The sequence below is a fragment of the Prevotella sp. kh1p2 genome, assembly GCF_900111525.1.
Taxonomy (GTDB): domain Bacteria; phylum Bacteroidota; class Bacteroidia; order Bacteroidales; family Bacteroidaceae; genus Prevotella.
In genome coordinates this window covers 198,809-224,567 of the sequence record NZ_FOHY01000002.1, presented here as the reverse complement: position 1 = coordinate 224,567, position 25,759 = coordinate 198,809, and the positions used below count along the sequence as shown (strand labels likewise).

Annotated in this window: 15 protein-coding genes; 10 read left to right on the top strand and 5 right to left on the bottom strand. The window is 57.6% G+C overall.

The genetic code is table 11. The features are described 5' to 3' along the window. Positions 1-108: 108 nt before the first annotated feature. From BMW31_RS02220 to BMW31_RS02185, 8 genes are all read left to right on the top strand, one after another. On the top strand, positions 109-2,769 hold the full coding sequence (locus BMW31_RS02220) for a substrate-binding domain-containing protein (protein WP_091820542.1): 2,661 nt from the start codon (positions 109-111) through the stop codon (positions 2,767-2,769). A gap of 359 nt (positions 2,770-3,128) precedes the next feature. Then, positions 3,129-6,233: a SusC/RagA family TonB-linked outer membrane protein gene (locus tag BMW31_RS02215; protein ID WP_091820541.1), complete on the top strand. Its 3,105-nt coding sequence runs from the start codon at positions 3,129-3,131 to the stop codon at positions 6,231-6,233. A gap of 15 nt (positions 6,234-6,248) precedes the next feature. Next, entirely contained in the window at positions 6,249-7,988 is a 1,740-nt protein-coding gene (locus tag BMW31_RS02210; RefSeq protein WP_091820538.1) for a RagB/SusD family nutrient uptake outer membrane protein, read from the top strand. A 256-nt stretch (positions 7,989-8,244) separates the two neighbouring features. Further along, entirely contained in the window at positions 8,245-9,630 is a 1,386-nt protein-coding gene (locus tag BMW31_RS02205) for a DUF4960 domain-containing protein (RefSeq protein WP_091820535.1), read from the top strand. A gap of 15 nt (positions 9,631-9,645) precedes the next feature. Next, on the top strand, positions 9,646-11,235 hold the full coding sequence (locus BMW31_RS02200) for a glycoside hydrolase domain-containing protein (RefSeq protein WP_091820532.1): 1,590 nt from the start codon (positions 9,646-9,648) through the stop codon (positions 11,233-11,235). A gap of 148 nt (positions 11,236-11,383) precedes the next feature. Continuing rightward, positions 11,384-13,120, top strand: a complete 1,737-nt coding sequence (locus BMW31_RS02195; RefSeq protein WP_177166252.1) for a glycoside hydrolase family 32 protein — start codon at positions 11,384-11,386, stop codon at positions 13,118-13,120. Positions 13,121-13,145: 25 nt separating this feature from the next. After that, positions 13,146-14,303: an MFS transporter gene (locus BMW31_RS02190; protein ID WP_091820528.1), complete on the top strand. Its 1,158-nt coding sequence runs from the start codon at positions 13,146-13,148 to the stop codon at positions 14,301-14,303. Between the two features lie 182 nt (positions 14,304-14,485). Next, positions 14,486-15,367: a carbohydrate kinase family protein gene (locus BMW31_RS02185; RefSeq protein WP_091820525.1), complete on the top strand. Its 882-nt coding sequence runs from the start codon at positions 14,486-14,488 to the stop codon at positions 15,365-15,367. 559 nt (positions 15,368-15,926) lie between these two features. Here BMW31_RS02185 and BMW31_RS02180 read toward each other — a convergent pair. Then, the gene (locus BMW31_RS02180) at positions 15,927-18,191 is read right to left on the bottom strand and encodes a DUF4838 domain-containing protein (RefSeq protein ID WP_091820728.1); all 2,265 of its coding nucleotides are present in this window, start codon (positions 18,189-18,191) and stop codon (positions 15,927-15,929) included. 132 nt (positions 18,192-18,323) lie between these two features. Between BMW31_RS02180 and BMW31_RS02175 the strand changes: the two genes are divergently transcribed. Beyond that, on the top strand, positions 18,324-19,634 hold the full coding sequence (locus tag BMW31_RS02175; protein ID WP_091820522.1) for a histidine-type phosphatase: 1,311 nt from the start codon (positions 18,324-18,326) through the stop codon (positions 19,632-19,634). A 431-nt stretch (positions 19,635-20,065) separates the two neighbouring features. Here the strand turns inward: BMW31_RS02175 and BMW31_RS02170 are convergent, their stop codons facing one another. From BMW31_RS02170 to BMW31_RS02155, 4 genes are read right to left on the bottom strand one after another with little or no spacing between them, the layout of a single operon-like run. Next, the gene (locus BMW31_RS02170) at positions 20,066-20,452 is read right to left on the bottom strand and encodes a DUF5024 domain-containing protein (protein WP_091820520.1); all 387 of its coding nucleotides are present in this window, start codon (positions 20,450-20,452) and stop codon (positions 20,066-20,068) included. Beyond that, complete coding sequence (locus tag BMW31_RS02165) at positions 20,449-20,880, bottom strand: hypothetical protein (RefSeq protein WP_091820519.1); 432 nt, start codon at positions 20,878-20,880, stop codon at positions 20,449-20,451. Before BMW31_RS02165 ends, BMW31_RS02170 begins: the two co-directional genes overlap by 4 nt. Further along, positions 20,877-21,356 carry an RNA polymerase sigma factor gene (locus BMW31_RS02160; protein ID WP_091820517.1) on the bottom strand — a complete coding sequence of 160 codons (480 nt, stop codon included), beginning with the start codon at positions 21,354-21,356 and terminating at the stop codon, positions 20,877-20,879. Before BMW31_RS02160 ends, BMW31_RS02165 begins: the two co-directional genes overlap by 4 nt. A gap of 49 nt (positions 21,357-21,405) precedes the next feature. Further along, positions 21,406-22,194, bottom strand: a complete 789-nt coding sequence (locus BMW31_RS02155) for a GIN domain-containing protein (protein WP_091820515.1) — start codon at positions 22,192-22,194, stop codon at positions 21,406-21,408. Between the two features lie 186 nt (positions 22,195-22,380). Here BMW31_RS02155 and mutS point away from each other — a divergent pair, with 186 nt between their 5' ends. Continuing rightward, complete coding sequence (gene mutS / locus BMW31_RS02150; protein WP_091820513.1) at positions 22,381-25,044, top strand: DNA mismatch repair protein MutS; 2,664 nt, start codon at positions 22,381-22,383, stop codon at positions 25,042-25,044. The last annotated feature ends 715 nt before the right edge of the window (positions 25,045-25,759 follow it).

The following is a 25,759-nucleotide window of genomic DNA, read 5'->3' as shown; positions in this document are numbered from 1 at the left end:
AGATAATCATCGTCCGGACAGAAACAGCTGTCCGGACGATTTTTCGTATGTGGTTGGCAGCATTCTCGAAATTAATCGTTATATTTGCCAACATAACTATAATGCCTGATGAAACGGTTACATTTTCTTTCGCTCATCATCCTGATGTCCGCCTGGTGCGGTTGCAGTAAGCGGGCTCATTATACCATTGGCGTCTCGCAGTGCAGCAACGACGGGTGGCGGCAGAAGGTAAACAAGGAAATCCGAATTGGCCAGTACCAGCACGGCGACATAGAAGTAAGCATCGTATCGGCCAACAATGACGGCCGCAGACAGGCTCGCCAGATAGATTCTCTGGTGGATTGCCGGGTCGATTTGCTCGTAGTTGCCCCCTCGGACATCAGCACCGTTACCCCTGCCGTTGACCGCGCGTACCGCAAGGGCATACCCGTTATTCTTTACGACCGCAAGACCAACTCGCCCAACTACACCGCTTACATAGGTTCCGACAACGTAGAAGTGGGCCGGATAGTAGGCCAGTTCGTTGCTACTAACCTCAAGGGGCGCGGCGTGGTGCTCGAGATTACGGGCGCCGGCGGCTCTTCGCCGGTTGCAGAGCGCCACAACGGCTTCATGAAAGCAATGGAGCACTACCCCGCTATACGCGTTTTTTTCTTTCAGGGCGCGTGGACCACCGAGAAGGCCGAGCAGCTAACGGGCGCCCTCATGGACCGGGGAGAACAGATAGACTGCGTGTTCGGCCACAACGACCGCGAGGCCTATGGCGGCAGCAGGGCAGCAGCCAGACGCGGCAAGCACCTCGTGACGGTGGGCATCGACGGCCTTCCGGGCCCCAACGAGGGCATAGAATTTGTCAGAAAAGGCCTCCTTACGGGCACGTTTATCTATCCCACCAAAGGCGAAGAGATAGTGAACCTGGCCGTGAAGATACTGCGCGGCCAGCCCTACAAGCGCATCAACAACCTTGAATCGGCCATCGTGACCCGCGACAACGCCGAGATTGTAGCCATGCAGAACAAGGAAACAGAGGCGCAGGGTGCCAACCTCGAGAACATCTACCGCCGTATAGACGGCTACGTGCAGCGCCTGCAGGCCCAGAACATCATCAACGTGCTCGTGCTGGCCGTCATCCTGCTGCTCGTCCTGCTGCTTGTAAACTTCTACCGCATCAGCAAAATCAAGGACAGGGCTAACCGCAAGATACGCGAACTCTCCGACTACAGGCTGTCGTTCTTCACGGCCGTGAGCCACGAACTGCGCACGCCGCTCACCCTGATAGCCGACCCGGTGAACCGTATCCTGGAAAGAAACACCCTCAAAGGCGAAGACCGGCAGCTCCTCCTGATGGCTGCACGCAACACGGGCGTGCTGAACAGCTTGGTGAACGACATCATGGACGTGCGCAAAACCGAAGAAGGACGGATGCAGCTCCGCCTCTCCGAATTCGACCTGGCTGACGTGCTGCGCCAGCTGGCCGATGCTTTCCGCCCCTCGATGGAGAAGAAACGGATAGCGTTCCGCCTGGAGACGGCCGCCAACGCGGACTATACAATGGTGGCCGACAGCGACAAGGTGCTCCGCATAGTGTCCAACCTGCTCAGCAATGCCCTGAAATACACGCCTGCGGGAGGCCACATCAGCCTCTCCGTAAGCCAGTCCGGGGCAGGCCGCATGGCCGTTGCGGTGGCGGACGACGGCGTGGGCATGGATGCTGCCGACGCCGAGCGCATCTTCGGCGAGTACTATCAGGCCAAGAACTCTGCCGGCGGCACGGGCATCGGACTGGCGCTGGTGAAGCTCTTCACCGAGCTTCACCACGGCCGGGTAACGGTTAGCAGCGCCGTTGGCAAGGGCTCCACGTTCTGCGTGGAGCTGCCGGCAAGGCAGGAGGGAACCCCTACCGGGCCTGCCGACCGGAGCCTTCCGGAAATCCTGCCCGTACCTCCTGCCGCCACCGAGGATGCCGCCAGGGAGAACAAGTTTGAACACATTGTGGCCACGGAGACCGAAGCGCGCCCCGTGGTGCTTGTGGTCGACGACAACGCCGACATGCGGGCTTACATCAGGATGGTGCTGGCCGGCAGCTACCAGCTGCTCTTTGCCACCGACGGAGAGAGCGGTCTGGCCGTTGCACGCGAGAATATACCCGACCTGGTGGTAAGCGACGTGATGATGCCGGTTATGAACGGGCTCCGGTTCTGCAGCCTTCTCAAGTCCGGAAAGGCCACCAGCCACATTCCGGTCATCCTCCTCACGGCCCGCAGCCATGACGAGCAGCGCATAGAGGGCTACGAGCAGGGGGCCGACGCCTACATCACCAAGCCCTTCGACTCGCGCCTGCTGATGGCCCGCATAGCCAACCTGCTGCACAACCGGGCCCAGTTGCGCAGCGTGTTTGCAGCCCGGGGCGACGCCGGACAGCCCCAGGAGGCTCGGCTCGGCGGCCGCGACAAGGAGTTCATCGACGAGTTCCGCCAGGCCATACGGGACAGCATGGCCAACCCGCACCTCAAGATAGAGGAGCTGGGCGACAAGGTGGGGCTGGGCCGCGTGCAGCTGTACCGCAAGGTGAAGGCCTTGACCGGCCACACGCCCGTTGACCTGCTGCGCACCGCCCGGCTTGAGAAAGGGCGCGAGCTGCTGTGCACCACCAACAAGACCATATCGGAGATAGCCTACAGCGTGGGCTTTGCCACGCCGTCTTACTTCACCACCTGCTTCAGGCAGCAGTACGGCATGTATCCCAACGAGATGCGACAGGACGGCTGACAGCAGCCGTTCTGCCTCCCAAGAACCATGTAAAAAAAGTGCCGGATGGGTGCTTCGGGAACTTTCGACAAGTGTCGCACGATTGTTCGACACTTGTCACACGTTCGTGCGACACTTGTCGAAAGTTCGCGGAGCATGTCTTCCGTCCCTCCGCCAAATTCCGCCGGCAGCGCCGTAGCCAGTCATCCGACAGCCTGCCCACGGGGCATCTCAAGATTATTGACAAAGAAATGAAGTATTGTTTCATGCAACATTTCTTGTAATCAAAGAACTATTTTTGCTGAATTGGGTTGATTATAAGGTATATCTTTGCTCCAGTGTTTTTTCAAATTACCAATAGACCTAATAGAAAAAGACGAATGGAGAACTTTAAGAAAATCCTGTTGAGCTTTCTGCTCACGGTGGTTTGCTCTGCCGTTAGCGCGCAGGGCATTGATGTCAGTGGTACAGTCGTGGACCCTACGGGGGAACCGGTGATGGGTGCTACTGTCATGGAGAAAGGCACCAGCAATGGTGCCGTGACCGATTTGGATGGTAAGTTTGCCTTCAAAGCTACCCAGGGGTCGGTTCTGGTCATCTCTTACATCGGCTACGATACGGTGGAGATGCCGGCCGGTGCTAACCTGAACGTTACCATGAAGGAAAATGCAAAGGAACTGACCGAGGTTGTGGTAACCGGCTACCAGGTGCAGCGCAAGGCCGACCTCACGGGTGCCGTGTCGGTGGTGAGCGTCGAGGAGCTGGCCAAGCAGAACGAGAACAACCCCATGAAGGCCCTGCAGGGCCGCGTTCCAGGCATGAACATCGCTGCAGACGGCAGTCCCTCGGGCTCGGCTACAGTGCGTATCCGCGGCGTGGGAACGCTGAACAACAACGACCCTCTTTACATTATCGACGGCGTACCCACCAAGGCGGGCATGCACGAGCTCAACGGCGGCGACATTGAGAGCATCCAGGTGCTCAAGGATGCGGCCTCTGCATCCATCTACGGTTCACGTGCCGCCAACGGCGTTATTATCATTACGACCAAGAAAGGCAAAAGTGGAAAGATTAAGGTAGATGTAGATGCCTCGGTTGCCGCTCAGATGTACGCCCACAAGATGGACGTTCTGAACGCCAAGGAGTACGGACAGGTGATGTGGCAAGCCTATGTGAACGACGGCATGGACCCCAACACCAACGGCCTGGGCTATCGGTTCAACTGGAACTACGATGCCAACGGCTATCCCGTTCTTAACGGTATCTCGATGTCGAAGTATCTTGACGCGGCCGGAACTACGTCGGCTTCGGATACCGACTGGTTCGACCAGACCACCCGCAAGGGCGTTATCCAGAACTACAACGTGGCCGTAAGCAACGGCTCTGATAAGGGCAACGCCTACTTCTCGCTGGGTTACTACAAGAACCTGGGCATCATCAAGACTTCCGACTTCAGCCGCTTCTCGGCCCGTATGAATACGGAGTACAAGCTGATAGACAACGTGCTCACCATTGGCGAGCACTTTACGCTCAACCGCACATCCGAAGTCCAGGCCCCGGGCGGCTTCCTGGAGAACGTGTTACAGTTCAACCCGTCGCTCCCGGTTTATACGACAACGGGCGGATATGCCGGCCCCGTGGGCGGTTATCCCGACCGCGAGAACCCTTACGCACGCTTGCAGCGCAACCGCGACAACCGTTACACCTACTGGAGAGCATTCGGTGACGCGTACATTAACCTGCATCTGTTCAAGAACTTCAATCTCCGTTCGACCTTCGGACTTGACTACGCGCAGAAGATGCAGCGCATTTTCAGGTACCCGATAACCGAGGGCAACGTGGCAAATCCTACCAACGCAGTGGAGCCCAAGCAGGAACACTGGACCAAATGGATGTGGAATGCCGTTGCAACCTACAACCTGGAGCTGGGCAAACACCGCGCCGACTTGATGGCGGGCATAGAACTTAACCGCGAAGATGATACCAACTTCTCGGCTTACAAGGAAGATTACCTCATCCTGAACCCCGACTACATGTGGCCCGATGCAGGCGTGGGAACCGCCCAGAGCTACGGAAACGGCGAGGGATATTCGCTGGTCTCGTTCTTCGGTAAGCTCAACTACAATTACAATGACAAGTATCTGGCCTCGCTGACCGTACGCGACGACGGCTCTTCACGCTTCGGCAAGAACAACCGCTACGCTGTTTTCCCCTCCCTGTCGCTGGGCTGGCGCATCAGTCAGGAGAAGTTCCTGAAGAACACTTCCAACTGGTTGGACGACCTGAAGCTGCGTGCCTCGTGGGGACAAACGGGTAACCAGGAAATCTCCAACATAGCCCGCTACACCATCTACGTGAGCAACTACGGCGTTTCTGAGAGCGGCGGACAGAGCTACGGCACTGCCTACGACATCGCGGGAACCAACGGCGGCCAGACGCTTCCGTCCGGTTTCAAGCGCGACCAGTTAGGAAACAACGACATCAAGTGGGAAACCACCACGCAGACTAACCTCGGTTTAGACTACTCCTTGTTTGGAAGTAAGTTCTACGGCAGCTTCGACTGGTACTTCAAGAAGACCAAGGACATTCTTGTACAGATGGCAGGAATAGCCGCAATGGGCGAAGGCAGCACGCAGTGGATTAACGCCGGAGAGATGGAAAACAGAGGTATTGAGTTCAACGTAGGCTACCGCAAGACCACTAAGTGGGGCTTGAAGTACGACGTTACGGGCAACATCAGCACCTACCGCAACAAGATTACCGCGCTGCCTGCTACCGTTGCAGCCAACGGAACCTTTGGAGGCAACGGCGTGAAGAGCGTCATCGGCCACCCTATGGGCTCCCAGGTGGGCTATGTAGCCGACGGTATATTCAAGAGCCAGGACGACATCGACAACCACGCAAGGCAGGAGGGAGCCGGCATCGGGCGCATCCGATGGAAGGACCTGAACAGAGACAAGGTCATTACTGAGGCCGACCAGGACTGGATTTACGACCCCACGCCCGACTTCTCCTATGGTTTCAACGTCTACCTGGAGTACAAGAACTTTGATTTCACCATGTTCTGGCAAGGCGTACAGGGTGTAGACGTTATCTCGGACCTCAAGAAGGAGACCGATATATGGGCCGGACTGAACATCGGTTTCCTCAACAAAGGCTCCCGGATGCTCGGAGCATGGAGCCCGGCCAACCCCGGCAGCAACATCCCGGCCCTCTCGCTGTCCGACAACAACAACGAGAAGCGCGTCTCCACCTACTGGGTCGAGAACGGCTCCTACCTCAAGCTGCGCACCGTACAGCTGGGTTACAACGTGCCGCAGACTCTTGCCAAGAAGCTGTACATGGAACGCCTGCGCTTCTACCTCAGCGCCCAGAACTTGCTGACCCTCAAGAGCGGCGGCTTTACCGGTGTGGATCCGGAGAACCCCAACTACGGTTATCCCATTCCGCTGAACATTACTTTCGGTTTAAACGTAACTTTCTAACAAACGAAAACAGCAATGAAGAAACTAACATATACCATCATTTTGGCTCTTGCTGTGGCGATGAGCAGCTGTTCCGACTTCCTTAGTGAGCAGACACCACAAGGAAGACTGACCGACGAACAGGTGAGCAACCCGCAGTATGCCGACAACCTGATTATCTCTGCCTATGCTATCTGGATTACGGCAGAGGACATCAACTCCAGCTTCTCTATGTGGAACTTCGACGTACGCTCTGATGACGCCTACAAGGGAGGCAACGGCACGAGCGACGGTGACGTGTTCCACCAGCTCGAGATATCGCAGGGAGTGCTCACTACGAACTGGAACATCAGCGACATGTGGCAGCGGCTGTACAACTGCATCTCGCGTGCAAACACCGCCATCGCACTGCTCAACCAGATGGACGAGGCCTCGTATCCCCAGAAGTCGCAGCGTCTGGCCGAGATGAAGTTCCTCCGCGCCTACGGCCATTTCCTGCTCAAGCGCCTCTACAAGCACATTCCGTTCGCCATGAACGAGAACCTTACCACCCAGGAGTACAACAACCTGTCCAACACAGAGTACTCCAACGACGAGGGATGGCAGCAGATAATAGACGACCTGACCGAGGCCTACAACACGCTTCCGGCCACTCAGGCCGACAAGGGACGCCCCACAAAGGCCGCGGCAGCCGCCTTCCTGGCCAAGGTTTACCTCTACAAGGCCTACCGGCAGGACAACCCGCAGAGCAACGAGGTGACAAGCATCGACAAGGGCGACCTGGCCAACGTGGTGAAGTACACCGACGAGAGCATCTACTCGGCCGGAGGATACGGGCTGGAGTCCGACTTCCACAACAACTTCCGCCCCGAGGAGCAGTACGAGAACGGCACGGAGAGCATCTGGGCCATGCAGTATTCCAAGAACGACGGCACCACTCACGGCAACCTCAACTGGAGTTACGGCCTCATAGTGCCCAACATTCCGGGCGTTACCGATGGCGGAACCGACTTCTACAAGCCCAGCCAGAACCTGGTGAACGCCTACCGCACCAATGCCGCAGGCCTGCCTTTCATCGACGACTTCAACCAGAAGGACTACGACAAGGCCACCGACTACGCCGACCCTCGCCTCTTCCTGACCGTGGGAATGCCCGGGCTGCCCTACGAGTTCAATCCTAAATACATGATGGACGAGAGCGCCACCTGGAGCCGGTCAAACGGATTGTACGGCTACTACGTAACACTGAAGCAGAACATTGACCCCGATGCCGTGGGCACTTATCTCATCAAGGGCTCCTGGTGGGGCACTTCGGAGAACCGCATCGTGTTCCGCTACGCCGACGTACTGCTGGAACGGGCCGAAGCACTGGTGCAACTGAACGACGGCCGCATAGCTGAGGCCGTGAGCCTGCTCAACCGCTTGCGCCTTCGTGCTAAGCAGAGCCTGGGCGTAATATCCAATTACGAGACCGACTACGGCGTCAAACTCAACGTCAACACGTACACCGGCTCCTACAGCCAGGAGCAGGCGCTGAAGATGGTCAAGATGGAACGCCGCCTGGAAATGGGCATGGAGAGCGAGCGATTCTTCGACCTGGTACGCTGGGGCGAGGCCGACGTCGTGCTCAACCGCTACTACGCCGAGGAGGCCAACGACTGTTCCATCTACTCGGCAGCCCGCTTTACGAAGAACAAGAACGAGTATCTGCCCATTCCCTATGCGCAGCTGGCAGCCTCAAACGGCAACTACACCCAGAACATAGGCAACTGGTAAAACTACAGGCAACAAAAAACTTAACAATGAGTACCGTCTGCCGGGGCCTCCGTGAGCCTGCTCCGAACCCCCTTTCAGGGGCATTCGCAACAGTCTGATATACAGAGATTTGCACCCGGTAGTGGCAAAGGGCATTCTTGAAGATGCCTTTCAAGCGCCTTGAAGATGCCTTTCAAGCCCCTTGAACGATACCTCCAAGAGCCTTGAACGATAGCTCCGGCTGGCGGTACTCACGTTAACAACAAGAAAAACATTTATGAAAAAGATTATTTTTAATATCTGGATGATGGCAGGTTTGCTGCTGGCACTGGCCGCATGCAGCGACTCCAATGTATCCGACCTGCAGCTTGCAGGCGACTGCTCGGTTTCGGCCTTCGCCCTCGATGAGTTCGAGGGAACCGTAAACCCGGCCGCCCGAACCATTACGGTGAACGTTCCCGAGACCTACAATGCCGCAAGCATGTCCGTTACCAAGCTGGAACTGAGCGACGGCGCCGTGGCCGACGTAAAGCCGGGCGAGGTGATGAACATGGACACGCCGCACGTACTGCACGTGAAGAACGGCGATGTGTTCCTCGACTGGACGGTCAGCGTGGTGCACGATGAGGCCCGTATCACCTCCTTCAAGATAAACGGAACCTACACGGGCATCATCAACGAGCAGGCGAAGACTATCTCCGTCTACGTTCCCAACACGCTCGACATCAAGGCACTCGTGCCCACCGTGGTCTACAGCAGCGGCGCCACGCTCACTCCGGCATCAGGTGTGGCCACCGACTTCACCCACCCCGTGGTCTACAAACTGGAGAACAACACGGCCAGCTCTTCCTATACCGTTACCGTAACGGCCATAGACAAGCCCTCCGCTCTCTACGTGGGACTGGGCGCAACGATGGCCGACCTGAACCCGGAGGAGCAGACCGCCTGCATGTGGATGCTGGAGAACATTCCCAACTCGCTCTATGTGTCGTTTGCCGACATACGCAACGGCAACATTGACCTGAGCCAGTGCAAGGTCATCTGGTGGCACTTCCACAAGGACGGAGGCGTAGACGGCAAGAACGCCTTTGAGGCCGCAGCGCCCCAGGCCGTTGATGCAGCCGCCAAACTGCGCGACTACTACAACGCCGGAGGTTCCTTCTTCTTTACCCGATACGCCACCAACATGCCCGCCTACATAGGTGCAGTGGCCAACGACGGCTGCCCCAACAACTGCTGGGGCCAGAACGAACAGGATGCCGAGACCACAGGAGGCCCCTGGAGCTTCAGCATGGCCGGCCATACGGACCATCCGCTGTTCCGGAACCTGATGATGGCAAGCGGCGACCCCAACGGTGTTTACACTTGCGAGGCAGGCTACCGCATCACCAACTCTACCGCTCAGTGGCACATAGGCACCGACTGGGGCGGCTATGATGACGCTGCCGCCTGGCGCAATGCTACCGGTGGCATCGACTTGGGGCATGGAGGCGACGGCGCCATCGTGGCATGGGAGTTCCCGGCCGCTGGCTCTCACGGCCGCATCCTGTGCATAGGCTCGGGCTGCTACGACTGGTACAGCCTGGCTCCCGTGGCTCCCGGAACCTATCATGACAACGTGGCAACCATGACCAAGAACGCATTCAATTACCTGATGAATTAGTAAAAACCCGGAAAAATGAAAAAGATGATATATTCGTTCATACTCGCCGCCGGCCTCGCTGCACCGCTCGCAGGCTGCAGCGACGACAGTTCGGTGGTCGAAGAGAAGGACTGGAACACGGCCACTTACTTTGCCTCGGCCGATGCCTCGGCACAGGAAACTTACTACAAGCCGTCCGTTGGCTACGTGGGCGACCCCATGCCGTTCTACGACCCGGTGGCAGCAGAGTTCAAGATTATGTACTTGCAGGAGTTCCGCCCTAACCAGGCAGCCACCTATCACCCCTTCTGGGGGCTCAGTACCAAGGACGCCGCCGGCTACACAGCACTGGGTGAGCTCATCCCCTGCGGCGGTGCGGCCGAGCAGGATGCCGCCCTCGGAACCGGCTGTACGGTGTACGACGAGGCAGGCAAGCTGTACTACACCTTCTACACCGGCAACAAGTACGCTCCTACTGCTGCCGAGAACGGCCAGGTGGTGATGGTGGCAACCTCGCCCGACTTCAAGACATGGACCAAGGACAGGGTCTTCATGCTCAAGGGAAACGACTACGGCTACAGCCGCAACGACTTCCGCGACCCGATGGTGTTCCAGGGCGACGACGGCCGCTACCACATGCTGGTGTCTACGAAGCAAGGCAGCAAGGGCGTGCTGGCCGAGTTCACCTCGGCTAACCTCAAGGACTGGACCAGCGCCGGGGTGTTCATGACCATGATGTGGGACCGCTTCTACGAGTGCCCCGACGTGTTCAAGATGGGCGACTGGTGGTATCTGGTGTACAGCGAGATGCACGCCGCCGTGCGCAGAGTGCAGTATTTCAAGGGCCGCACGCTCGAAGAACTCAAGCGTTGCACGGCCAACGACGCCGGCCTCTGGCCCGATGCACACGAAGGAATGCTGGACAGCCGCGGCTTCTATGCCGGCAAGACGGCCTCCGACGGCACCAACCGCTACATCTGGGGCTGGTGCCCCACGCGGTCGGGTAACGACAACACCAACGTGGGTGCCTATCCCAACGAGCCCCAGTGGGCCGGTAACCTGGTGGCACATCGGCTTGTTCAGCACGCCGATGGCACGCTCACGCTGGGCGAGGTGCCCGCTGTGAGCAGCAAACTGGCAACCGCGCAGGAGGTGAAGCTGATGGCCCAGGGCGGCAGCGTGCAGCAGAGCGGCGGCAGCTTTACGCTGGGAGCCGACTCGTATGCCCTCTTCGGCCGTCTGGGTAGCCGGAACAAAATCTCCTTCACCGTAACTACAAGCGGCAATACCGATAGGTTCGGCATCTCCGTAGTTCGCGGAACCGACTCTGAGAAGTATTATACCATGGTGGTGAATGCCGAGGGCGACAACGCCCGCAAGGTGAACTTTGAGGAAGAAGGCACTGCCGGAAAGGGCTTCATCGAGGGCGCCGACGGCTACGTTTTTGCCCGTCCGGCCGACAACACCTACCATGTTACCATCTACACCGACAACAGCGTCTGCGTAATGTACATCAACGACGTGTGCTGCTACACCAACCGCATCTACGGAATACAGAAGAACTGCTGGAGCATTAACAGCTACGGAGGAAGCATCACGGTAAGCAACGTGGAGGTGAAGCAATAACCCGGAAAGTCTGCCGGCTTTAAAAAATCGTTCATTCCGTGTGTTTTTTCGTTCAATGTAACAAAAACACAACAGAATGAACGATTTTTATTATCCCTTTTAAAGGATAATGTTTACTTTTGTCCCATCAAATCTAATGACGAACGTAATGACTATTAACAAGAAAATCCTTATGCTGTGTCTCTGTCTGGTCGGTGCAGTGGCCGGGCTGCATGCGCAGTCCTTCCTCGGCGATAACCACGCCATGAAGCGCGTAACCACCTCGCAGAGGTATCTGCTGCTGCCCGTCGAGGAGAAAGAAGAGATTGCGCACGTGAACGTAATCGTTGATAACAAGGTGGTGAAGCAGTTCAACTGCCGCCTTGCCGTTGACCATGTAGACTATTATGTGCCGCTGGAACTGCAGTCGCTGGGTGCCCCCGAGGCCCTGCTCGACATCACTTTCCAGGGCGAACGCCGTTCCAAGGGAGTCATCAAGGACTTCTCGTGCTGGCAGAACATGAAGTACGCCGACGCTTTTGATACCCGCAACACCGAGCGCTTCAGGCCTTCGTACCACCATACGCCGGCCTACGGCTGGATGAACGACCCCAACGGCATGTTCTACAAGGACGGTGTGTGGCACCTGTACTTCCAGTACAACCCCTACGGAAGCCAGTGGGAGAACATGACATGGGGCCATTCAACGAGCCGGGACCTCGTAACCTGGACGCAACAGCCCAACGCCATTGAGCCTGATGGGCTGGGTACGATATTCAGCGGCAGTGCTGTGGTTGACAAGGACAACACGGCCGGCTTCGGTGCTGGTGCCGTGGTGGCCATCTACACATCGGCAGGAGCAAGCCAGGTGCAGAGCCTCGCCTACTCTACCGATGGCGGGCAGACCTTTACGAAGTATGCAGGCAACCCCGTGATAACGGGCGACGTGCCCGATTTCCGCGACCCCAACGTCTTCTGGAACGATGAGACGGGCGAGTGGAACCTCGTTCTCGCGGCCGGCCAGGAGGTGCGTTTCTACTCTTCCAAGAACCTGAAAGAATGGCGTTACGAGAGTTCCTTCGGCAACGGATACGGCAACCACGACGGCGTCTGGGAGTGTCCGGACATGCTGCGCCTGCCCGTTGAGGGCACCGGAAGCCGGAAGTGGGCGCTCATATTGAACATTAATCCGGGCGGACCGTTCGGAGGAAGCGCCACGCAGTACTTTACCGGCACTTTCGACGGCCACAAGTTCACCTGTGAAAGCAGCCCTTCAACGACCAAATGGATGGACTTCGGGAAGGACCACTACGCAACAGTAACCTTCGACAATGCCCCCTCCGGCCGGGCCGTAGCAATGGCTTGGATGAGCAACTGGCAGTATGCAAACCAGGTTCCCACGCGCCAGTACCGCTCTGCCAACTCCATAGCACGCGACCTGTACCTGTTCAGCAGCAACGGCGAAACCTACATGGCGTCGGCTCCCTGCAGGGAGATGGAAGCCGTGAGGGGCCGCAAGACCGCTCATCCTACGGAGACTTCGGAGGTAGAAGTCAACGTAAAAGGCAGCTTCACCCTGACACTCAGGAACCGTAAAGGCGAAGAGGTGGTGATGAGTTACGATGCTGCTGCGCAGACGCTTGCCATGAACCGCAGCAAGAGTGGCGACACCTCGTTCAGCGAGTCCTTTGCAGCAACCACCACGGCGCCCACCTTCGGCCCGCTCAAAACGCTGCGCCTGTTCATCGACCGCTGCAGCATAGAGGCCTTCGGCAACAACGGCAAGACGGCCATGACGAACCTCGTGTTCCCCTCGGAGCCCTATAACGCGCTCTCGATAAAGGGAAAGGCCAAGGCTACCGTGTACGAACTGAAGGCGCAACCGGCACAACCGGCAACGAAGTAAAAACCTATCAAACCTATAAACAACAATGAGCAAGACTAAAAAACTGACTTTGATTCCCATCATGCTGTGCTTTTTCGCAATGGGATTCGTGGACTTGGTGGGCATTGCCTCCAATTATGTAAAAGAAGACTTGGGGCTTACAGACTCCGTGGCCAACGTGTTTCCGTCGCTTGTATTTTTCTGGTTCCTCATTTTCTCCGTGCCTACGGGCATGCTGATGAACCGCATCGGGCGCAAGAAAACAGTGCTGCTGTCGCTCGTCATCACCGTATTTTCGCTGCTGCTGCCCATCTTCGGCGAGGGGTTCTACCTCATGCTGGTAGCCTTCTCGCTCCTTGGCATCGGCAACGCGCTCATGCAGACGTCGCTTAACCCGCTGGTTTCTACCGTCATCAAGGGCGGAAACCTGGCCTCGACGCTCACCTTCGGCCAGTTCGTAAAGGCCATCGCGTCGTTCATGGCACCGTATATAGCCATGTGGGGAGCCAAAGCCACCATCCCGAGCTTTGGCCTCGAGTGGCGCGTACTGTTCCCTATATACATGGTAATCGGCATTGTGGCGTCGCTGCTGCTGCTCTCCACGCCCATTGAGGAGGAGAAGATAGAGGGCAAGCCCTCAACTTTTGCCGAGTGCCTCAAGCTGCTCGGCACGCCCATCGTGCTCTTCTCGTTCCTTGCCATCATGTGCCACGTGGGCATCGACGTGGGCACCAACACCACTGCTCCTAAGATTTTGATGGAGCGGTTGGGCATGACGCTCAACGATGCGGCCTTTGCCACCTCGCTCTACTTTATCTTCCGTACCATCGGATGCCTCACCGGCAGCTTCTTCCTGCGCGTGATGAGCAACAAGAGCTTCTTCATCATCTCCACCTGCATGCTGGTTTTGAGCATGGTGGGACTGTTCTTCGGAACCTCCAAGCTGGTGCTCTACACGGCCATTGCACTGGTGGGCTACGGCAACTCCAACCTTTTCTCCATCGTGTTCACGCAGGCTTTGCTCAGCGTTCCGGAAAAGAAGAACGAGGTTTCGGGCCTGATGATCATGGGACTCTTCGGCGGCACGGTCTTTCCTTTACTCATGGGATTCGCCAGCGACGCCATAGGACAGAAGGGCGCAGTGCTCATCATGGCCGTTGGTGTGCTGTACGTGCTGTCGTACATTCCGAAGATTAAACATTAGGTTTTAGCAAACAAGATGATTACAGAAGTTAAAGAAGTTAAAGAAGATACGGAAGTTAAAGGCCATTTGCCTTGTTCCTGAAACGCCAAACCATTGGCTTTAACTTCTCGAGCGACCGAAGGAAGCGATAACTTCTTTATCTTCTCCAACTTCTACAAATAAAAACAAACCCCAAAAATCAAATGAAAAAGATAATTGTTGGACTGGGAGAGGCTCTCTGGGACTGCCTTCCCGAAGGACGAAAACTGGGCGGAGCGCCCGCTAACTTTGCTTATCACGCCAGCCAGTTTGGCAACGAAGCCTATGCCATCAGTGCAGTGGGCAACGACGAACTGGGAACAGAAACCCTGAAAGCCTTTGACGAGAAACAGCTGCACTACATCATGCCGCGCGTTGACTTTCCTACAGGAACCGTGCAGGTAACACTCGACGATGAGGGTGTGCCTACCTACGACATCAAGACCGATGTGGCATGGGACAACATCCCCTTTACTCCCGAGATTGAGGAGGCCGCCCACAACTGCCAGGCCGTGTGCTTCGGCTCGCTGGCCCAGCGCAGCAGCGTGTCGCGCGACACCATCCGCCGCTTCCTCGGCGCCACGCCAATGTCCTGCCTCAAGATATTCGACATCAATCTACGTCAGAACTTCTACTCCAAAGAGGTAATTTGCGACAGCCTGCGCAGCTGCAACGTGCTCAAGATAAACGACGAGGAGCTGGTTACCATCGGCCGCCTCTTCGGCTATCCGGGCCTCGACATGGAGAACAAGTGCTGGCTCATACTGGGCAAGTACAATCTGAACATGCTCGTGCTCACGTGCGGCGTAAACGGCTCCTACGTGTTTGCACCGGGCCTGGTGAGCTATCAGGAGACGCCGCTCGTAGACGTTGCCGACACCGTTGGCGCCGGCGACTCCTTTACCGGAGGCTTTACGGCCGCCATACTTGCCGGCATGCCCATGCAGGAAGCCCACAAGCTGGCCGTTGAGGTGAGTGCCTTTGTGTGCACGCAGAACGGCGCCATGCCCAAGCTACCGCAGGAGCTGCTGGACAGGGTGAAGTAAACAAAACCCCTCCCCGACCCTCCCCGAAGGGGAGGGAGGTACTTGTAGGCGGACGAATAAACGCAGTTTAGGGCTGTAGTTTGTTCGTCCGCCTTTTTGTTTTCTGTGAGTTAAGGGTACCGGGTTATGTGTTTGGCGAAGCAAGTAACCTGTCATCCCCTCCCAACCTCCCCTTTCCAAGGGGAGGAGGCCGGCCCGTCAGCTTTGCTTATCTGCTGTTCTCATTCCTTTATCTGCCAGTTCCGCGTGGCCCACTTATCCTCTCCTTGGAAGGCGGAGGACAGGAGAAGATAACCCGCTGATTATGAGCGCGTTTGAAAGAGCTATCGTTCAAGCCTCTTGACCCATACCTTCAAGCCCCTTGAAGGGCATCATCAAGTCCCTTGAACGATACCTCCAACGCCCCCACTCCTTTCCTCCAGCTCCCTCTCCTTTGTGAAGCGAGTGTGAAACTCTCCCCCTTTCGTACCCTCATTCTTGTGAAGCGAGCGGGAAACTCTTATCCTTTCGTACCCTCATTCTTGTGAAGCGAGTGCGAAACTCTCCTCCTTTCGCCCCCTTATTCTTCAAGAGAGAGCGAGGGAGACGCTGTAAGTACCTCCCTCCCCTTCGGGGAGGGTCGGGGAGAGGTTTTAACTTCCACCTCATCAATAAAGAACCAGGCGGGGTGCCCCACGCCGTAGTGCCACGCCGGACACTGCCCTATCGTGGCCACATGCACCTTGATATAGCGCACGTTCACGGCCTGCGGCACGTTTGCCGTGGCCTGTTTGTACTTGATGGTGAGGTCGCGGTCCTCGCTGAAGACGTAAGGCTGGCCGAATGGAACGTACCGGCGGCCGTCCGCAGAGACCTGATAGGTTACGCTGCGGGGCAGCAGCACCCACGCTCCAAGCTGGTGCAGGCAGTCGGTAGAGACGGCAGTAACGGGCATCTCGCGGCCCAGGTCGATGGTAAAGTCGGCGTCCTTGCCTTCCCACCCCACCCAACTCTCCACGTAGCTGGCGCCTCCGTAGAGGCCGTCCGTCAGTGCCCGGTCGGCTATGTTGCGGTATCTTTCGGCCGGAGGCTGCTGGTAGGTAACCTTTGCTCCTATGGCCTTGCTGGGTTCGGCCTGCGGCATGAAGCGCTTGAGGTACAGGTCGCAGTAGTCTGCCGGGCTGTTGTTGCGCTCGTTCAGGCTCTTTACGCCAAAGCGGATGCACTGCTGTTTGAAGGTTGCCACTTTGCGGCGGATGTCGTCGGTATCTCCTCCCGTGCGCGTGCGGGCAATCTCCAGCTCGGCGTACATGATGGGCAGGCGGCTCAGCTGCACGCGGCTTAGCAGCACGCTGTCGGCCTCCACGGCCGCTTCTGCTTCGTCGAAGAGCTGCTGGTAGCGCTTCATGCAGCGGTCGTTGAGCATTCCGTCCTTGTGCGAAATGGTCGAGTCGTAAATCCACAGCGGTGCCTCGCCGGCCAGCAAGGCGCCCTCACGCACCTTTAGGTATTGGTAGATGGCGGGCGCGGCGGCACCGTAATAGCCGCTAAGGAAGGCGTGCGTGAGCGAATCTGCGTTCATATCGGGGTTCCACATCAGCTTGCCGATGAGGTAGCCGCGCAGCTCCGCGAAGTCTGTTCCGCGTGTTCCGTTCACCTGCTCGAACAGCATGTTGGCGTTGTGGCTGCGGAATATGCGCATGTTAGGTTGCAGCACGTGCAGGTTGGGGAATGGAGCAACCATGTTGTCGAAGTTTATTCCGTAGTCCCACACAAAGATGTTGCGCGATATCTTGGCCCATCCGTCGATGGCTCTCATGAACTCGCGCCCGCTCTCATTGTCGGTCAGCGGCACCTCGCGGCGGCAGTCGATGCTGCAGAGCATGATGTTCACGTTGGGCAGCGGCCGCACATGGCGCGGCGGTTGCATGGAGAAAAGGTAGGCGAGGGTGGAGAATTCCTTGTCCGGAAAGCGCCTGGCGAGCTTGTTCATGAAGTGGATGATGGGCCCGGAGGGCGACCCTTCGGCCTCTTCCAGCCTGCGGCAGGAGGGGCATTGGCAGTTGGTGTTGTTGCCGTCGTTCTGGCTCACGGATATCATCTTCATGCCCGGATGGGCGCGGAAGATGCTGTCAATCTTGTTGCAGGCGGCCTCGAACACCTCCTCATTGGTGAGGCACCACTGCGAGTGGTCGCCGGGCTGGCGGCGGCCGTTAATCATCGAGTACCATTCCGGGTGCCGTCGGCCGTATCGGCTGGCCGGCAGAATCTGGTTGAAGGTGTGCACCCACAGGTTTCCGGCAAACATCTGGTCGGGTTCCTCCAGTCCGTACCAGGCGCGGTAGTCGGCATCCTCGGTGCCGTAACTCTGCGTCTGGCGGTAGCGGAAGGCCGGCGTCTCGGCCCAGTCCAGTGCCGGCAGGGTAATGGTTTGCCGCTTGGGCGCCTGCCACACGTTGCGGGCAAAGTAGTCGCAGCCCAGGTATCGCTCCAGCAGATGCACCACCCCGAGCAGCGAACCCTTGTCGCCACCGCTGCTGATGGTCAGCCTCCCGTCGCTGCAACGGATGAGGAAGCCGTCCTCCCCTGCCCTTTCAGTCTGCCCGCCTATCACTACGTCGCCCCTGCGGGCATCCTTCACGTCGCCCACTGTGGGCAGCCGGGTGCCCGAGATGCGGCCAATGAACTTGTTGAGCAGCTGTGCCGCCGAGGCATCAGCGGCGTTGCGGGCATTGTAAACGATGCGGGCTTTGGGCTTGCCCTGTTCCACGAGCGTTATCTGGGCAGGCAACTGCAGGCATGGCAGCAGTACGAAGAGCAGGGCGGAGAGAATGTTCTTGTTCATGACGGTTGGTGTTTGGGTTTGCGGATGGGGCCGACCGGCGCCGTCGCCCTGCAAATATACGAAAATTGATGCGATTATTTGCCCGTCCATGATATTTATCTTAACTTTGCCGTACAATCAAAGCAACGCATCATGAAAAAGTATCTTGTCCTCCTGCTGGCCTTGTTCGTTTCGGCAGGTATCCATGCCCAGCAGTCGCGCAAGGACTTCCGGCGCGACATCAGCATCTCCGGCAGCAACTATTATGCTTATCCCGGGCCGCAGAAAAAGCAGCTTACACCGGCCCCGGAGGGCTACAAACCCTTCTACATCAGCCACTACGGGCGCCACGGTTCGCGCTATCTCATCGGCACGAAGGACTACGACCAGCCTTATCTCACCCTGCTCCGGGCCGACAGCCTGGGCAAACTGACGGCCAAAGGAAAGGAAGTTTTGCAGAAAGTAAGCCTCATTCGCGACGAAGCCAGGGGCCGAGACGGCGAGCTGACCCAGCGCGGTGCCGAGCAGCACAAGGACATCGCGCGCCGCATGTACGAGCGTTTTCCGGAGGTGTTTGCAGGCTCCGCCAACGTTGATGCCAAGAGTACGGTCGTTATCCGCTGCATTCTCTCGATGGAGAATGCCCTGCAGCAGCTGCTCGTCATGAACCCGCAGCTGCGCATCAGGCACGATGCAAGCTACCACGACATGTACTACATGAACTATGACGACACGCTGCTGGTTAGCGAGAAACGGCGCCCGGAGGCCCGCAAGGCCTACGACGACTTTGCCCGCCGCCACCAGAACTACCGCCACCTGATGCAGGTGCTCTTCAACGACGAGGCCTACTGGCAGCATGAGGTCAAAGGTCAGCGCCTCTGCGACCAGCTTTTCAAGCTGGCCAGCAACGTGCAGAGCACCGAACTGAGGCACAAGCTGTCGCTCTACGACATCTTTACATTCGACGAAATGTACGACAGCTGGCTCTGTGGCAACGCCTGGTGGTACATTGCCTACGGCCCCTCGCCGCTCACGGAGGGGCGCCAACCCTTTGTGCAACGCAACCTCCTGCGCAAGATAATCAGCGAGGCAGACAGCTGCATCGCCCTGCCCAAGCCCGGCGCCACGCTGCGTTTCGGCCACGATACCATGGTGATGCCCCTCACGTGTTTGCTCGACATCAACGGCTACGGTAAGCAGATAGACGACTTGGAGCGGCTGGACGACGAGCAATGGTACGACTATCGCATCTTTCCTATGGCCTGTAACATCCAGTTAGTGTTCTATCGGAGGTCGCCGGACGACAAGGACGTGCTCTTCAAAGTGCTGCAGAACGAGGACGAGGCCACGCTGCCCATCGCCACGGACTGCGCCCCCTACTACCACTGGAAGGACTTCCGCGAGTTCTATCTCAACAAGATTGACGCCTACGAGGCCCAGAGAAAGGCGGAATTAGGAAGTTAATGAAGTGAAGGAAGTTACCGTTCGCTGCTTTTTTAAGAAGTTAAGGAAGTTAAAGAAGTTACCGTTCGCTGCTTTTTTTAGAAGTTAAGGAAGTTAAAGAAGTTACCGTTCGCTGCGCTCACTCTGTAGTTAAAAGCCGATGGCAGAGCCGTTGCCGGCCGCCCGAAGCGGTGCAGCGGGGGTGCGGAAACGGGCCTTACGGGTTCCCGGAGTTATCGTTCAGCAACTTTCGACACTTGTCGCACGATTGTTCGACAGGTGTCACACGATTGTTAGACAAGTGTCGAAAGTTGTTGGGTGATAGGTGTTGGGTGGCTGGGTGATGGGTGTTGGGTGGCTGGGTGATGGGTGTTGGGTGATGGATGGTGAGGTGTTGGATGATGGGTGAATACGGATAAGGCGGCGGGAGGTGACTTCTCCTGCCGCCGGTTTTATTTCATGGTAATGATGATGGTGGTCTTGGAGCCGGTGTAGGCGTTGTCCGCGCTGTAGCGGAGGGTGTAGATGCGCTCCTTGCCGGGCTGGTGCGTAACGAGCGTAAGGATGGTTGTGTCGCCCTCCTTGCGCTCCATCCAGGTGCCGCTGTTCTTCTCCTGCGTGAACGCACGGAGCATGGAGCGCGTGTGCTGGCCGCTGAGCGTGAGCGTCTTGACCACCATCTGCACGGCTCGGGTCTTGGGGTTACGCTTCACGACGGTGGTGAACGAGCCGTTGCCTATGATGGAGTAGTGGCTTACCAGCTCGTCTATCTGGTTCTGTGCCGATGCTGCCAGCCACGCGAGCAGGCAGAGGCAGAGCGTACAGAGTGTTCTTTTCATTGGGCTGATGCTTGTTGTATTTCGTGTTTGATGCGGTCGGCTTCGGCGAGCGTCTGCTCTATCGTGGGCTTCATCTCGCTCAGGTTGTCAATCCGGCGGCCGTTTACTATCATGTAGCTGCCCTCGTACTGGCGTGCCAGGAGCTGCTCGCTGTGCTGTTGCCACAGGCCGGCGGCGGTGATGAACACCAGCAGCGAGGCTGCTGCAGCCACGGCCCAGCGCAGCAGCAGGGGCCTGCGGCGGGCTTGCAGCTGGTCGGCAGGCGGCAGCGAGACGGCCTGCAGGCTGGCAAAGAGCTCGCGGTAGGGCTGCAGAGAGGCCGGCAGGGACTCCTGACGGAAGTAGGCATAGAGCCTGCTCTCTTCTTCGAGCGAGGTTTCTCCGTCGAAGAACTTGTCTACGAGGTGCTTGATGTCTTCCTGTTTCATTGTCTTTGTTCCTTTAGAAATTGGTCTCTCACGGCCTGCCGGGCGCGGCTCACGGCCTTGCGGGCAGTGGTTTCGGTGCAGCCGGCCAGGCGTGCGATGTCGCCGTACTCCATGCCCTGCAGGTGGCGCAGGCGCAGGAAGACCTGCTGCCGGGCCGGGAGCGACTCGATGAGGTGCATCATGTGCTCGATGCGTTCATGCTCCGTGCGCTCATCCCCGCCGTCGGCGGCATCTTCGGCAGAGAGAGATTGTACGGGCAGATGCCGCCTCAGCCGGTCGAGGGAGAGATTGCGGGTGAGCACGGAGGCCAGCGGCAGCAGCGGCGAACGGAGCTCCGAGCACATTGTCCAGAGCTTTAGCAGGGCGTCCTGCACGATGTCTTGGGCGGCGTCGCGGTTCTTCAGATAGCCCGCAGCTATGCTGACGAGCTTCTCGCGGCAGCTGCCGGTTTCCTGCTTGAACTCCTCTGCGGTCATGTTCTCGGTGCTTTTCTCGTTTGTTCGGTAGGTGTGGGGGTGGCGTAAATCAGTACCTGTTCAGGTTCTTGGTATCTATCTTGGCCACGCCGTTGGTGGTTATGTTCGTGTCATCTGCCGACCCGGCAATGGTAAACTTGTCTACGCCGCTGTTGTAGGCCGTCAGCCGTCGGCAGTCAACGTTGATGTTGCTGGTTCCGCTGCCGCTGTTGTGTATGCTGATGCTGCCACCCTTGAAGTTGAGCGTGAGCCTCGATACGCCCGAGTTGTGCACTTCCATCTCGTCGGCATTGGCCGTCAGGGTGCAGTTACCTATGCCGCTGTTGTGCAGCTCGGCCTTCTTGGCGGTCACGGTACCGCTGAAGGTGAGCGTGCCGGAGTTGGAGCAGCCCAGCCGCTGGCACTCTACGCGGCCCAGAGTGATGGCTCCCGTGCCGCTGTTACGAAGTCCGAAGTTGCCGGCTTTTACCGTTTGGGCCTCCAGGTTGAGCATTCCGCTGTTGCGGATGGCATTGAGGTGAGGCGCCGTAATGTCGAGTCGGAGCCGTAGCACGTACGCTTCCCTGTCGTTAGACTTATGGCTGCGCAGGTACAGCACGCCGTCTTTCACGTACAGGTTGTGCCTGTTGGCGTCGTAGTTCCATGCCTTCACGCCGTACGTTGAGCCCTGCACGTAGCGCACAGTGACCATGATGGCGTTGTCGATGGCGCTGAAGCCGGTCAGCGGCAGCGTGACGGAAGAGCCTTGGGTGTAGTCGGTTTCTTTCTGTTTGGCGGCTCCTGCCGTGAGTGTAAGCAGCAGGCAGAGCAGCAGTAGGGTAGAGATTTGCTTTTTCATACGTGTGAGTTTAAATCCGTTCTTCTACAGGCAGTACGCCGGCAGATGGCTTTTGTGACACAAAAATAGTTATATTTTTTGAGAAGAAACCATTTTTCAGTATCTTTGCATACTGCCACCCGTGCTGCCGAGGCAGTGCAGTAGGCGGCAAACAGGCACCAAACGAGTAAGAAAGAGAAACGAGATATGGCAAAGAATGACAAGGGGCTGACCCCGATGATGAAGCAGTTCTTCTCCATGAAGGCCAAGCATCCGGACGCGTTACTGCTGTTCCGGTGCGGCGACTTCTACGAAACGTACTGCGACGATGCCATCGAGGCGGCCAAGATACTGGGCATAACGCTCACTCACCGCAACAATGGAGCCTCGGTGGGGTCGGAGATGGCGGGCTTTCCTCATCATGCCCTGGACACCTATCTGCCCAAACTCATCCGCGCGGGCAAGCGGGTCGCCATCTGCGACCAGCTGGAGGACCCGAAGAAAAAGCGCGAACAGATAAAGGGAAAGAAGGGCCTCACGGAGATGGACAAGATGGTGAAGCGCGGCATTACCGAACTGGTAACGCCGGGCGTTGCCATGAGCGACAACGTGCTTAACTACAAGGAAAACAACTTCCTGGCTGCAGTGCACTTCGGAAAGGGTGCCTGCGGGGTGAGTTTCCTGGACATTTCGACCGGTGAATTCCTCACAGGAGAGGGCACGTTCGACTATGTAGAGAAGCTGCTCGGCAACTTCTCGCCCAAGGAAGTGCTCTACGACCGGGCCCGCAAGCAGGACTTTGAGCGCTACTTCGGCACGCGCTACTGCGTGTTCGAGCTCGATGACTGGGTCTTTACCGAGCAGAGTGCACGCCAGAAGCTGCTCAAACACTTCGGCACCAAGAACCTCAAGGGCTTCGGAGTGGAGCATCTGAAGAGCGGCATCATAGCCTCCGGCGCCATCATGCAGTACCTGGAGCTCACGCAGCACACGCACATAGGCCACATAACGGCCCTCTCGCGCATCGAAGAAGAGCGCTACGTAAGGCTCGACAAGTTCACCATACGCTCGCTGGAGCTGCTGCAACCCATGCAGGAAGACGGCTCCTCGCTGCTCGATGTCATAGACCGAACGGTCACGCCCATGGGCGGACGCATGCTCAAACGGTGGCTCGTGTTCCCGCTGAAGGACGTTAAAGCCATCACGCAGCGGCAGGACGTGGTGGAATATTACTTCAAGGAGCCCGAGTTCCGGCAGCTGGCAGACGAGCAGCTGCACCGCATCGGCGACCTGGAACGCATCATCTCCAAGGTTGCGGTGGGCCGAGTGTCGCCGCGCGAGGTGGTGCAGCTCAAGCATGCACTTACCGCCACGGCCCTTATAAAGACAGCTTGCCTCTACGCGAAGGACGAGAGTTTGAAGCGCATGGGCGAGCAGCTGAGCCTCTGCGAGAGCCTGCGCGACCGCATAGAGCATGAAATCGTGGCCGACCCACCGCAGCTCGTGAACAAGGGAGACGTAATAGCAAGCGGCTACAACGCCGAACTCGACGAGCTGCGCAGCATCTCGCACGGCGGCAAGGACTACCTGATGAAGATACAGGAGCGCGAAACAGCGCAAACGGGCATAACGAGCCTGAAGGTTGGTTACAACAACGTGTTCGGCTATTACTTAGAAGTACGCAACACGTTCCGTGACAAGGTGCCCGCCGACTGGGTGCGCAAGCAAACCCTGGCACAAGCAGAACGCTACATAACCCAGGAACTCAAGGAGTACGAAGAGAAGATACTGGGCGCCGAGGAGAAGATACAGGAGCTCGAAGCGCGCCTCTTCGGCGAGCTGGTAACGGCCATGCAGGAGTTCATTCCGCAGATACAGATAAACGCCAACCTCATAGCAAGGCTCGACTGTCTGCTCTCTTTCGCCAAGACAGCGGAGGAGTACGGCTACGTGAGGCCCGTGGTAAACGACTCGGATGTGCTCGACATCCGGCAAGGACGCCATCCCGTCATCGAGACCCAGCTGCCCGCAGGAGAGCGATACGTGCCTAACGACATCCTGCTGGACACCGAGAAGCAGCAGATAATCATCATTACAGGCCCCAACATGGCCGGAAAAAGCGCCCTGCTGCGCCAGACGGCGCTCATCGTGCTGCTCTCGCAGACGGGCAGCTTTGTGCCCGCAGAGAGCGCCAGGATAGGTGTGGTGGATAAAATCTTCACCCGCGTGGGCGCTTCTGATAACCTCTCGCTCGGCGAATCAACCTTCATGGTGGAGATGACCGAGGCTTCCGACATCCTGAACAACGTCACCCCGCGCTCGCTCGTGCTCTTCGACGAGCTCGGAAGGGGAACTTCAACCTACGACGGCATCTCCATCGCCTGGGCCATCGTGGAGTACCTGCACGAGCATCCCAAAGCTCGCGCCCGCACGCTCTTCGCCACCCACTACCACGAACTCAACGAGATGGAGAAGAACTTCAGCCGGATAAAGAACTACAACGTAAGTGTCAAGGAGGTTGACGGCAAGGTCATCTTCCTGCGCAAGCTCGAGCGGGGCGGCTCCGAGCACTCTTTCGGCATCCACGTGGCCGAGATAGCGGGCATGCCCAAATCCATCGTCAAGCGCGCCAACGTGATACTGAAGCAGCTCGAGGCCGACAACGCCCAGGTGGGCACCGTGGGCAAGCCCAGCGTAAAGCACCTGGAGGAGAGCCGCGAAGGCATGCAGCTGAGCTTCTTCCAGCTCGACGACCCCGTGCTCTCGCAGATACGCGACGAGATACTGGGGCTCGACGTCAACAACCTAACGCCCGTGGAGGCCCTCAACAAGCTCAACGACATCAAGCGGATACTCACGGGAGGAGAGTAGGGCGGGCGCCCCGGACGGCCGGAAACACAGCAAAAAACGGACAGCAGTTGTGCAGCAGCACAGCCCCTGTCCGTTTTCGTTTATCTGATAGGCCCCGTTCAAGCCTCTTGACGGATAGCTTCAAGCGCCTTGAATGCCACCTCCAAGCGCCTTGAAGCTATGCTCCAACGAGATAGTTTGCTATCAGTCTGGTTTTCAAATACTTACAGCACTATCCCAAATAGGCATCAGAAAGCCCCTTTCAGCCTCGTTGCAACCCGAGCGGTTGTGCGGAGCGGCTACTTGGATAGTGGTGTTTGGTGGCAGGTTTGCAGCGGTGCTGTTGGTGAATATGTGTTGTACGGTCAAGCTGCTTGGTTCATCATCCCCTCCTAACCTCCCCTTTCTAAGGGGAGGATACAGGTTTGTCCTGCTCCTGATAGTGGCTTGTGGCAGCGTTTCCTTTCACTTTTTAAGGGGAGGAACCTCTGCTTCGGGGCTTTTGCTGGTTTGCTGCAGAGTTGCTTGTTAGTGGAAATGAGCAAGCAACTATATGCAATAAGGCTAACTGGTATCCTCCCCTTAGAAAGGGGAGGCGGAGGAGGGGATGACCACATGGCAGTATATTGGTTTCTTGCTGCGGATATCATCCCCTCCTAACCTCCTCTTTCTAAGGGGAGGATACAGATTTGTCCTGCTCCTGATGGCTGCTTATGGCAGCGTTTCCTTTCACTTT

Bases quoted from the DNA above. Each gene is read 5' to 3' on its own strand.
- BMW31_RS02220 (WP_091820542.1), top strand. From the start codon at position 109: ATGAAACGGTTACATTTTCTTTCGCTCATCATCCTGATGTCCGCCTGG.
- BMW31_RS02215 (WP_091820541.1), top strand. From the start codon at position 3,129: ATGGAGAACTTTAAGAAAATCCTGTTGAGCTTTCTGCTCACGGTGGTT.
- BMW31_RS02210 (WP_091820538.1), top strand. From the start codon at position 6,249: ATGAAGAAACTAACATATACCATCATTTTGGCTCTTGCTGTGGCGATG.
- BMW31_RS02205 (WP_091820535.1), top strand. From the start codon at position 8,245: ATGAAAAAGATTATTTTTAATATCTGGATGATGGCAGGTTTGCTGCTG.
- BMW31_RS02200 (WP_091820532.1), top strand. From the start codon at position 9,646: ATGAAAAAGATGATATATTCGTTCATACTCGCCGCCGGCCTCGCTGCA.
- BMW31_RS02195 (WP_177166252.1), top strand. From the start codon at position 11,384: ATGACTATTAACAAGAAAATCCTTATGCTGTGTCTCTGTCTGGTCGGT.
- BMW31_RS02190 (WP_091820528.1), top strand. From the start codon at position 13,146: ATGAGCAAGACTAAAAAACTGACTTTGATTCCCATCATGCTGTGCTTT.
- BMW31_RS02185 (WP_091820525.1), top strand. From the start codon at position 14,486: ATGAAAAAGATAATTGTTGGACTGGGAGAGGCTCTCTGGGACTGCCTT.
- BMW31_RS02180 (WP_091820728.1), bottom strand. From the start codon at position 18,191: ATGAACAAGAACATTCTCTCCGCCCTGCTCTTCGTACTGCTGCCATGC.
- BMW31_RS02175 (WP_091820522.1), top strand. From the start codon at position 18,324: ATGAAAAAGTATCTTGTCCTCCTGCTGGCCTTGTTCGTTTCGGCAGGT.
- BMW31_RS02170 (WP_091820520.1), bottom strand. From the start codon at position 20,452: ATGAAAAGAACACTCTGTACGCTCTGCCTCTGCCTGCTCGCGTGGCTG.
- BMW31_RS02165 (WP_091820519.1), bottom strand. From the start codon at position 20,880: ATGAAACAGGAAGACATCAAGCACCTCGTAGACAAGTTCTTCGACGGA.
- BMW31_RS02160 (WP_091820517.1), bottom strand. From the start codon at position 21,356: ATGACCGCAGAGGAGTTCAAGCAGGAAACCGGCAGCTGCCGCGAGAAG.
- BMW31_RS02155 (WP_091820515.1), bottom strand. From the start codon at position 22,194: ATGAAAAAGCAAATCTCTACCCTACTGCTGCTCTGCCTGCTGCTTACA.
- mutS (WP_091820513.1), top strand. From the start codon at position 22,381: ATGGCAAAGAATGACAAGGGGCTGACCCCGATGATGAAGCAGTTCTTC.